Here is an 846-nt window from a genome sequence, read left to right as displayed (position 1 = left end):
GATTCGGGGCAGGGTTTCTATGTTGATTGTGCGGTGAGATTGCGTCAGACCTTCGCTCATAATCGATTGGTCCCCAGTTCAAGTCTGGGAGGGGCCACCACTCTCTTCCGTATATGTCCACCACGTTCCACAATCCCTTTTAAAATCTATACTTTCCATAGTTTTATTGTCCGTATTGCGCCACAGCCATCTTTTACCATCCACGATTTAATGTACCATCTAATGTACCAACCGTTAGATGTGACCAAAATCGTTGGTACAATGGAGGGATGAATCATGCCTAGAACCACATCAAGCCTGACTAACACTCAAGTCAAACAAGCTAAAAGTGCCGACAGGGAATACACCTTATCGGACGGTGATGGATTACAGCTTAGAATCAGACCTACTGGTGTAAAGCTGTGGATATTGAAGTACACCCACCCTGTTACCAAAAAGAGAACAAACTTCGGCTTAGGCTCATACCCAAGCGTCTCATTAGCTGATGCTCGCAAGAAACGAGAAGATGCTAAGAAGCTTCTTGCTAATGGTATCGATCCTAAACAGTATAAAAATGACAACCTCAAACGAGAACAGGAGGCATTATCAAATACTTTCCAAAAGTTTGCAGATAAATGGCTTGAGTTAAAGAGACAGAATGTAAAGCCTGAAACAGCAGACAAAGCTTATCAATGTCTCAATAAGCACATCCTACCTAAACTGGGCCACGTTACTATCACCGAGATTAAGCCTCGACAAGTCTACGAGATACTTGAGCCAGTCAAAGCTCAAGGGACTCTAGAAACCGTCAAACGCCTATGCAGGATAATCAACGAGGTAATGCGCTTAGCTGTAGCCAGCGGTGCT

At 44.1% G+C, this 846-nt stretch carries 1 protein-coding gene; it reads left to right on the top strand.

Annotated features, from left to right (window positions below; all coding sequences use genetic code 11):
* Positions 1 to 276 precede the first annotated feature (276 nt).
* On the top strand, positions 277 to 846 hold a 570-nt coding region (locus tag OU793_RS24690; protein ID WP_274647924.1), incomplete at its 3' end, for an integrase arm-type DNA-binding domain-containing protein.

It is taken from the genome of Vibrio sp. VP6 (genome assembly GCF_028823755.1).
Lineage (GTDB): Bacteria > Pseudomonadota > Gammaproteobacteria > Enterobacterales > Vibrionaceae > Vibrio > Vibrio parahaemolyticus.
The sequence above is the reverse complement of the archived record's forward strand: the minus strand, read 5'-3'. Positions and strand labels throughout refer to the sequence as shown.